The organism is Dietzia maris (genome assembly GCF_014144855.1).
In the GTDB taxonomy this organism is placed as follows: domain Bacteria; phylum Actinomycetota; class Actinomycetes; order Mycobacteriales; family Mycobacteriaceae; genus Dietzia; species Dietzia kunjamensis.
Map to the genome: position 1 here is coordinate 1 of NZ_JAALDN010000098.1, position 9,121 is coordinate 9,121.

At 70.5% G+C, this 9,121-nt stretch carries 7 protein-coding genes; 5 read left to right on the plus strand and 2 right to left on the minus strand.

Features of this window, described 5'->3' with window-relative positions; genetic code table 11:
• From G6024_RS03885 to G6024_RS03895, 3 genes are all read left to right on the plus strand, one after another.
• Positions 1 to 1,365 (plus strand): DUF7782 domain-containing protein (locus G6024_RS03885; RefSeq protein ID WP_159148108.1); only part of this gene is annotated, 1,365 nt, incomplete at its 5' end.
• Entirely contained in the window at positions 1,362 to 1,799 is a 438-nt protein-coding gene (gene dtd / locus G6024_RS03890) for a D-aminoacyl-tRNA deacylase (protein WP_159148110.1), read from the plus strand. The genes G6024_RS03885 and dtd, both read left to right, overlap by 4 nt.
• A gap of 162 nt (positions 1,800 to 1,961) precedes the next feature.
• The gene (locus tag G6024_RS03895; protein ID WP_096905525.1) at positions 1,962 to 2,930 is read left to right on the plus strand and encodes a sigma-70 family RNA polymerase sigma factor; all 969 of its coding nucleotides are present in this window, start codon (positions 1,962 to 1,964) and stop codon (positions 2,928 to 2,930) included.
• Between the two features lie 163 nt (positions 2,931 to 3,093).
• Here G6024_RS03895 and G6024_RS03900 read toward each other — a convergent pair whose 3' ends face one another.
• Together G6024_RS03900 and G6024_RS03905 are read right to left on the minus strand one after the other, a co-directional pair.
• On the minus strand, positions 3,094 to 5,844 hold the full coding sequence (locus tag G6024_RS03900) for a bifunctional acetate--CoA ligase family protein/GNAT family N-acetyltransferase (protein ID WP_083249826.1): 2,751 nt from the start codon (positions 5,842 to 5,844) through the stop codon (positions 3,094 to 3,096).
• 57 nt (positions 5,845 to 5,901) lie between these two features.
• Positions 5,902 to 7,134 carry an acetoin utilization protein AcuC gene (locus tag G6024_RS03905; protein WP_067715829.1) on the minus strand — a complete coding sequence of 411 codons (1,233 nt, stop codon included), beginning with the start codon at positions 7,132 to 7,134 and terminating at the stop codon, positions 5,902 to 5,904.
• A gap of 229 nt (positions 7,135 to 7,363) precedes the next feature.
• Between G6024_RS03905 and G6024_RS03910 the strand changes: the two genes are divergently transcribed.
• Entirely contained in the window at positions 7,364 to 8,053 is a 690-nt protein-coding gene (locus tag G6024_RS03910) for an iron-dependent transcriptional repressor DtxR (protein ID WP_159148112.1), read from the plus strand.
• The gene (galE, locus tag G6024_RS03915; RefSeq protein WP_069390204.1) at positions 8,050 to 9,030 is read left to right on the plus strand and encodes a UDP-glucose 4-epimerase GalE; all 981 of its coding nucleotides are present in this window, start codon (positions 8,050 to 8,052) and stop codon (positions 9,028 to 9,030) included. Before G6024_RS03910 ends, galE begins: the two co-directional genes overlap by 4 nt.
• Positions 9,031 to 9,121 lie beyond the last annotated feature (91 nt).

Below are 9,121 nucleotides of genomic sequence, written 5' to 3' on the forward strand. Positions count from 1 at the left end.
GCCGCGACCCTGCCCGGGGTCGACGTGCGGGACGGCGTCGCTGCCGGATTGTGGACCGCGATCGACGACGGTGCCTCCCTGCGTGCGGAGCTCGACCTGCGTCCGGTCGACACCGGGCACGGGACCCGCTGGGTGTTCGCGGACGTCGACGGGTCGATGGTCCACACCACGACCCGGCCGGACCACGTCCTGGGGGTCGGGCAGGCGACGCTCTCGCTGCTGCGTGTCACGCCCTCGTCCCCCACCGGGTCGGTCCTGGATCTCGGCACCGGGTGTGGGATCCAGATGGTCCACGCGTCGGGGTCCGCCCGAACCGTCACCGGGACCGATATCACCCCTCGGTGCCTCGAGTTGGCGGCCGCCACCCTGGCGATCAACGGCCAGCGTGCGGAGCTCCTGCACGGTCCGTGGTTCGAGCCCGTGGCGGGGCGCCGGTTCGACCGTATCGTCGCCAATCCCCCGTTCGTGGTGGGCCCGCCCGAGACCGGGCACTCCTACCGCGAGTCCGGCCTGAAGCTCGACGGTGCCAGTCGGACGGTCGTGTCGGGCGCGCCGCAGCATCTGGCCGACGGTGGCACCGCGGTTTTGCTGGCGTCCTGGGTGGAGCGGGAGGACTCGGACTGGCGGGCCCACGTGTCGTCGTGGGTGCCGGCCGAGGGCGTCGACGCATGGATCGTGCGGCGGGACGTCTCCGACCCCGGCCTCTACGTGTGGACCTGGCTCACCGACGAGGGCATGGACCCACGCGACGAGGCCACCACGAGGGCCGCGGACGCCTGGTTGGACCACTTCGCCGAGGAGGGTGTGGCCGGGATCGGGTTCGGCTACGTTTACCTCCGGCGGATCGACGGGCCGTCGTCCGTCCTGTGCGAGGACCTCACGCACCCGTTCGGCGACGGCCTCGGTGACGAGGCGGAGGCCTACTTCGCGCGCACGGCGTGGCTGCGGGAGGCCGCGGAGCAACACGGCGGACAGGAGCGCGCCCTCGATGCCACGGTCTTCACAGTGTCGCCGGACGTCCACCTCCACCTCTCCGAATCCCTCGCCCCCGCCGGGCCGGACGAGGTCGGCTCCCCCGGTTCGTCCACCGTCGTGGTGGAGCGGGTCACCGGCGCCCGGTGGCGCCACGAGATCGATCCGCTCACCGCGAGCGTCCTGCGTGGGGCGCGGACGGGCGCGCTGCAGTTGGAGGACCTGGTGGTGCTCGCCGCGGTCGGTGCCGGGGAGGATCCCGACGCCCTCGCCGGCCCCGTCCGCCGGGTGGTCGCCGACCTGTTCCTCCACGGGTTCGTCGTCCCGGCGGGGATGCCAGGCCTCCTGCCCCCGGGGGTCGCCGCGGCCGTGGCCGCAGGGGCGGCGGGATGAGGGCCGTCGTCTCCCGGGTCACCGAGGCGTCGGTGACGGTGGACGGTGAGGTCGTCGGGGCCCTGTCACGCCCCGGACTGCTGGTCCTGTTGGGGGTGTCGGACGACGACGACGAGACCGACGTCGCCACGATGGTCCGCAAGATCTCGGACCTGCGGATCCTGCGGGAGGAACGCAGCGCCGCGGAGGTGGGCGCCCCCGTCCTGGTCGTCAGCCAGTTCACGCTCATGGGGTCGACCGCGAAGGGCAGGCGGCCGTCGTGGTCGAGAGCGGCTCGGGGCGAGGTGGCCGAACCCGTGGTGGACGCCGTGGTCCACGGTCTGCGCGAACGCGGCCTCGAGGTGGCCACGGGAGTCTTCGGCGCGATGATGCAGGTCCATTCGGTCAACGACGGCCCGTTCACGGTGCTGGTGGAGACCCCCGGCTCGGGCTGAGCGGGTTTCCTCGACGGATCGTGACCGACATCATCGGCGCGGGAACATTCCCGGTACCCCCGTCGTTGTAGAGGTACGTGACCGTGACCCGGCCACGCGCCTGATCCGTCCACCAGCAACCGAACGCCGGCCTCGTCACATGGCCAGGCAGGAGGAGGAGACATGACGTCAGCCACCACCCGATCGGACCGTCGGACGGAGGCGGGGCCGGACGGCCAGAGCCCGAGCGCTGACCTCGTCCGTGTCTACCTCAACGGGATTGGCAAGACGGCGCTGCTCAACGCTGAGGACGAGGTCGAGCTCTCCAAGCGGATCGAGGCCGGTCTCTACGCCAAGCACGTGCTGGAGACCAAGAAGCGTCTGGGTCCGGTCCGCAAGGCCGACCTCAAGGCGATCGTCGCGGAAGGTGAGGCCGCCCGCGCCCATCTGCTGGAGGCCAACCTGCGCCTGGTGGTGTCGCTGGCCAAGCGCTACACGGGCCGCGGCATGCCGTTGCTGGACCTCATCCAGGAGGGCAACCTGGGCCTGATCCGTGCGATGGAGAAGTTCGACTACGCGAAGGGCTTCAAGTTCTCCACCTATGCCACCTGGTGGATCCGTCAGGCGATCACCCGCGGAATGGCCGATCAATCCCGCACCATCCGTCTGCCGGTCCACCTGGTCGAGCAGGTCAACAAGCTCGCCCGGATCAAGCGTGAACTCCACCAGCAGCTCGGCCGTGAGGCCTCCCTCGAGGAACTCGCCGAGGAGTCGGGCATCCCCGCGCACAAGATCGAGGAGCTGCTGGACCATTCGCGTGACCCGGTGAGCCTCGACATGCCGGTCGGCGCGGACGAGGAGGCGCCGCTCGGTGACTTCATCGAGGACGCCGAGGCCACCAGTGCCGAGAACACCGTGGTGACCAATGTGATGCACTCCGACGTGCGCGCGGTCCTGGCCACCCTCGAGGAGCGCGAGCAGCAGGTCATCACGCTGCGTTTCGGTCTCGACGACGGCCAGCCCCGCACCCTCGATCAGATCGGCAAGCGCTTCGGTCTGTCCCGCGAGCGGGTCCGCCAGATCGAGCGCGAGGTCATGGCCAAGCTCCGCGAGGGCCGTCGCGCGGACAAGCTCCGCTCCTACGCCGTCTGACCGGACGCCGGATCGCACGCCGCACGATCAGACGCTGCCCGATCGGACGCGAGCCGGGTTCCCCGGAGCCCTTCACACCGTGAGGTCGCAATCCCAGGGCCCCGCCTCCCCCGATCGGGAGGGGCGGGGCCTTCGCGGTGCCGTCCAGGGCCGACCACAGCGCCTAGCGCAGCCGGCGGGGCCCCTCGTCGGCGCTGAACCTGGGGGGCGGCCCCAGCCGGACCGTTGCGTAGAGCACCGCGAGACCGTCGGGTCCGGCGAGCGCCGGGTCCACCGACAGGCGCCGCATCTCCGGCACGTCCTCTACCAGGCATGAAACCCGCCCCATGAGCTCCACCAACGCGTCACGGTCCACAGGCGCGTCCCCGGCATACCCGTCGAGGAGCGCTGCGGCCCGGGGCCGGTCGAGCAGGGCGGCCGCCTCGCGGGGTGAGATCGGCAGCGTGCTGAACGCCCGGTCGGCCAGCAGATCCGACAACATCCCGGACAGTCCGAACGAGATGAGGGTGCCGAAGATCGGGTGATCGGCGACCCGGATGGTCACGGCGACCCCCTTGGTCGCCATCTTCTGCACGTGCAGGGAACGTGAGCCCGTCGTGGACTGGAGGAACGCGAAGGCATGCCGCACCGCGGCAGAGTCGACGAGGTCGAGTCGCACCCCGGACTGATCGCTGCGGGTCCGCCACCGGTCACTCATCGCCTTGACCGCCACCGGGTAGCCCAACTCGTCGGCGGCCATCACGGCCTGGTCGACATCCGTCACGACGCGGTAGTCGACGATGTCGATCCCGTAGCACTCCAACAGGGCCCGGACCTGGCCCTGCGTGAGCTCGAACGACTCGGTTCCGGCGTGGAGCTGGCAGAGCGAGTCCACGAGCTCCCGCGCGCGTGCGCGGTCGATGTCCTCGTACTCGGCGGGCTCCTCGGCCGGCTTGTCGAGCCACTCGGCGTACCGGCGGGCGCGCACCAGTGCGGACACCGCTCGTTCGGGATACGGGTAGGAGGGTATCGAGCCCCGCGCCGCCACCCCGGACTCGTCGGTCACCGTCAGTCCCTCCGGCAGCCCTTCCCCCGCGAGGAAGGTACTCACCACGGGCTTGCTGCTCTCGCCCGCGGCGGTACGGATCGCCTCGGCATAGGCGTCGGGTTCCGTCGCGACCGGAGGGACGAACACCGTCAGGACCGAGTCGACCTCGTCACGTGCGAGGACGTCCGCGATCGCCTCGCGGAACTCCTCCGGGGACGCGCCGGCACCCAGATCGACCGAATGCGCCACGGTGAAGCCCTGTTGACGCGCGGAGTCCCCGCCGAGGCGTCCGACCGCGGAGGAGTTGCCGACGATGCCGAGGCGACCTCCCGTGGGCAGCGGTTGGTAGGCCAGGAGCGTGGCGGTGTCGAACATGTCCGTGATGGAATCCACCTGGATGAGGCCGGAGTCGCGGAACAGTCCACCGATGGCGTTCGCCGTCAGCCCCTCGACGCCCGACTCCAGATCGTCGGCCGCTCGGCGGACCACCACCACCGGCTTGTTGCGCGCCACGCGCCGGGCGATCCGGGAGAACTTGCGGGCGTTACCGAAGCTCTCCAGGTAGAGCAGCACCACCTCGGTGGCGGTGTCGGTGTCCCAGTACTGCAGCAGGTCGTTGCCGGAGACGTCGGCGCGGTTACCGGCGGAGACGAACGTGGACAGCCCGAGCCCACGTCGGGCCGCGGCGGCGAGGATGGCGATCCCGAGCGCACCCGACTGGCAGAAGAACCCCGTGCGGCCGGGTCCCGGAACGACTTCTGCGAGGGTCGCGTTGAGCTGCACGTCGGGTGAGGTGTTGATCACCCCGAGCGCGTTGGGGCCGACCACGCGCATCCCGTGGGCGCGGGCCTCGCTGACCAGACGCCGTTCGGAGACGACGCCGGCGCTGCCGACGTCCGAGAACCCGGCGGAGATGACGACGAGGGTCGACACGCCCTTCGACAGGCAGTCGTCGAGGACTTCCGACATGGACGCCGCCGGTACTGCCACTACCGCGAGGTCCACGGGATCCGGGATGTCCCTGACGCTCGGATAGGCGCGCACGGACTGCACCGACGTGGCATCGGAATTGACGGGGTACACGGGACCGGAGAACCCGTTGCCGATGAGGTTGCGCAGTACCGTGTGCCCGATCTTGCCCACCTGGTCCGAGGCGCCGATCACGGCGACGGAACTGGGGTTGAGCACACGCGCCAGACTCCGTGCCTCCGCCGCCGCCTCCCGCGAGTTCCGGACATTGGTCAAGGCCTCGGATGGGTCGATCGCGAACTCCAGGTGGAGAGTGGACCCATCGAACGAACGGGAGATCTCGTACCCGGCCCGCCGGAACACCTGGATCATCGACCGGTTCTCGGAGAGCACCTCGGCCTCGAAGTGGTCGATCCCGCATTCGGCCGCGGCGCCGGCCAGGTGCTCGAGGAAGATCGACCCCAGCCCACGCCCCTGATGCTGGTCGGAGATGGTGAACGCGACCTCGGCGAAGGTCGAGTTCGGCAGTCGCTCGTAGATCGCCATGCCGATGACCTCCGCGCCCAACTCGGCGACGAACGCCATCCGGTCGCGGTAGTCGACGTTGGTCATCCGGGCGAGTTCACGGTCGGACAGCACATCGTGCGATCCGAAGTAACGCAGGTAGCGGGTGCGCTCGGACAGGCTGGTGTGGAACCGGGAGATCTTCTCGGCGTCGTTGGGCAGGATCGGCCGCACGCGCACGGCCCGCCCGTCGGATCCGAGTACGTCCGCAGCCCACTCGTGGGGATAGCCCTCCGGGTACTCGTCGACGGAGGTGTCGGTCGACGCGTGCTCGGGTGGGTCCACCGCCGGGGTGGCGTCGGTCGGGTTCTCGGTCACCGTGTCAACGGTCTCGCGGTCGCCGGGGTGCGCCATGGGGTCCTCCAGGGACTGAGGGGTAGGGGGTCGATGAGTCTGTTGCAGCGCCGCCGGTCAGTCGCGGGGATCGTCCGGGTCGAGTCCGAGCAGGGGGTAGACCGAGCGGCGGGTGTCGAGGATCGACTGGTCGAGTCGGGCGAGCGAACGATCCATCTCCACCCCCCGATCGGATCCCGCGGGCTCCCATGGGGTGTAGCCGGGGGTCTCCCCGTCCCCCATCGTCTGCGGGACGCGGTCGGGGACGGTGAACCTGCCGGCCGCGGCCCGCCACTGGTCCGGGATCGCGGTCGCCGGGTCGAGCGGGACCCCCAGCACGGCAGCGATGAGGTGGGTCCACGACCGCGGGACCACCCGCACCAGTTCGTAGCCGCCCCCGCCGATCGCGATGAGTCTCCCTTCGCAGAGTTCGTCAGCCAGCGCCACGACCTCCAGATACGACTGCCGGTGACCGTCGACGGTCAACGAGAGGTCGGCGAGCGGGTCTTCACGGTGCGAGTCGCACCCGGCCTGCATGACGATGATCTGGGGTTCGAACGTCCGCAGCACTCCGGGGACCACGGCGTGGAAGCCCCGCAGCCAGAGATCATCGGTGACAGCGGGGAGGTACGCCAGGTTGACGGCGGTGCCCTCCGCGCGGCCGACACCGGTCTCCGACGCCCAGCCGGTGGACGGCCACAGGGTGGCTGGGTGCTGGTGCAGGGACACCGTCAGGACCCGCGGGTCCTCGTAGAACGCGGTCTGGACGCCGTCCCCGTGGTGGACGTCGATGTCGACGTAGGCGACGCGGTCGTACCCGTTGTCGAGCAACCAGCTGATCGCCACCGCCGCGTCGTTGTAGACGCAGAACCCGGCGGCGGCAGCGGGCATGGCGTGGTGCATCCCCCCGGCGACGGAGACCGCACGCGTCGCGGCCCCGCTGGCGATGGCCCGGGCGGCCGTCAGCGTGCCGCCCGCGACCGCCGCGCTGGCCTCGTGCATCGCCGGGAACGTCGGGTTGTCGGCCGTCCCGAGCCCGTGGCTCATCCCGACATGCTCACCGGGCGGCAGGTCGCCGGCGGCCTTGACGGCGTCGATGTAGCGGGAGGTGTGGACCCTCAGTAGCTCGTCCTCGCTGGCCGACCCGGGGTCCAGCAGCTCGACACCCTGCAGGACGCCGAGCTCGGTCGCGAGCGACATGGTCAGATCGAGCCGCCGTGGACTCATCGGGTGGTCAGCGGAATGCCGGTACTCCAGCAATGACGGACTCCACACGACCTTCGCCGCGACGCCGTCCCCGATCCCGGCCATAGCCACCGTCCTCCCGTGGGCCGGGTCGTTCCCGGCCCGAGCACCCCGAGCGAGCAGTGGGGCACGTCACCCGTGAATCTACGCGTGTGGCACCGGGCCCGGCCCCCGATTGTCCGCTCTCCACCCCGGTCGGTGGCCCGACGGTAGTCTCGGAGGCAGAACCCTGACGGCGCCCGCGCCTGCGGGGAGTCGCACACCTATCGACGATCCGACCGTGGAGGACTGCAGCGTGAAGGACCTGGTGGACACCACCGAGATGTACCTCCGCACCATTTACGAACTCGAGGAGGAAGGCGTGATCCCGCTGCGGGCGAGGATCGCCGAGCGCCTCGAGCAGAGCGGGCCGACCGTGAGCCAGACCGTCGCGCGGATGGAGCGCGACGGGTTGGTCCTCGTGGCCCCCGACCGGCATCTCCAGCTCACCGCCACGGGCAGGGAACTCGCGGTGGGTGTGATGCGTAAGCACCGCCTCGCCGAGCGTCTCCTGGTCGACGTGATCGGACTGGAGCTCGAGAAGGTCCACGCCGAGGCGTGCCGCTGGGAGCACGTGATGAGCGACGACGTCGAGCGGCGGCTCATCGAGGTCCTCGATGACCCCCGGACCTCTCCCTACGGCAACCCGATCCCCGGGCTGGAGCGGATCGGGTACCCCGCCTCCGCCCTCGACGACCCCAACCAGATCAGGCTCTCGGCGCTGGAGAGCGACGTGGCCCACCGGGTCCGGATCCGGGCGATCGGTGAGAACGTGCAGATCGACACGGAACTGATCTCCGAGCTCCGGGCCTCGGGCGTCGAACCGCTCAGAACCGTCACCGCCACCCGCCGCGGGCACCTCGTCGAGCTCGACTCCGGTGAGGGGCGCACGGTGGAACTCGACGGCGACCACGCCCACGCGATCCAGGTCGAGATCGTCTCGTGAAGCTGCTCGTCACCGGCGGCGCCGGGTATGTCGGCGGGGTCTGCGCGACGGTCCTGATCGAGCGCGGTCACGAGGTGGTGGTGCTCGACGACCTGTCCACGGGTAACCGGGACGGGGTTCCCGAGGGGGCGACGTTCGTCGAGGGGGACGTGGCCGTACGCGCGCCGGAGGTTCTCGACTCCTCGTTCGACGGTGTCCTGCACTTCGCCGCGCGTTCCCTCGTCGGCGAGTCCGTCGAGAAGCCCGGGGAGTACTGGCAGGGCAACGTCGTCACGTCCCTGGCCCTCCTCGACGCGATGCGTGAGTCCGGGGTGGGCAACCTGGTGTTCTCCTCCACCGCCGCCACCTACGGCGAGCCCGAGCAGGTCCCCATCACCGAGGACATGCCCACGCGTCCGACCAACACCTACGGGGCCACCAAACTCGCGATCGATCACGCCATCACGTCGTACGCCACCGCGTACGGTCTCGCCGCGACCAGCCTGCGCTACTTCAACGTCGCCGGGGCCTATCACGGTGCGGGCGAGAACCGGGTCGTGGAGACCCACCTCATCCCCCTCGTGCTGCAGGTCGCGCTCGGCCATCGCGCCGATATCAAGGTCTTCGGTGACGACTGGCCCACCCCCGATGGCACGTGCATCCGCGACTACATCCACGTCGCCGACCTCGCCGACGCCCATCTGCTGGCGCTGGAGACCAACACTCCTGGCACCCACCGGGTGCTCAACCTGGGCAGCGGTGAGGGGTTCTCCGTCCGTGAGGTCATCGACGTGTGCCGGGAGGTCACCGGACATCCCATCCCCGACGTCGTCGCCCCACGTCGCGCCGGCGACCCGGCGGTGCTCGTGGCCTCCAGCGCCCGGGCGATCGCCGAACTCGGGTGGAACCCCTCCCGCACCGACCTGCGTACGGTCGTCGAGGACGCCTGGGCGTTCACCGAGGCGCTCGGCGACCGCGCGCACTCGGCTCCGCGCTGACCCGGAGCGGCTCAGGCGGCCGCGGCCACCTGCCTGAGCCGTTCCGGAGACAGGCCCGCGTGCAGGCTGTCGATCAGGAGCCGGGCGAGGG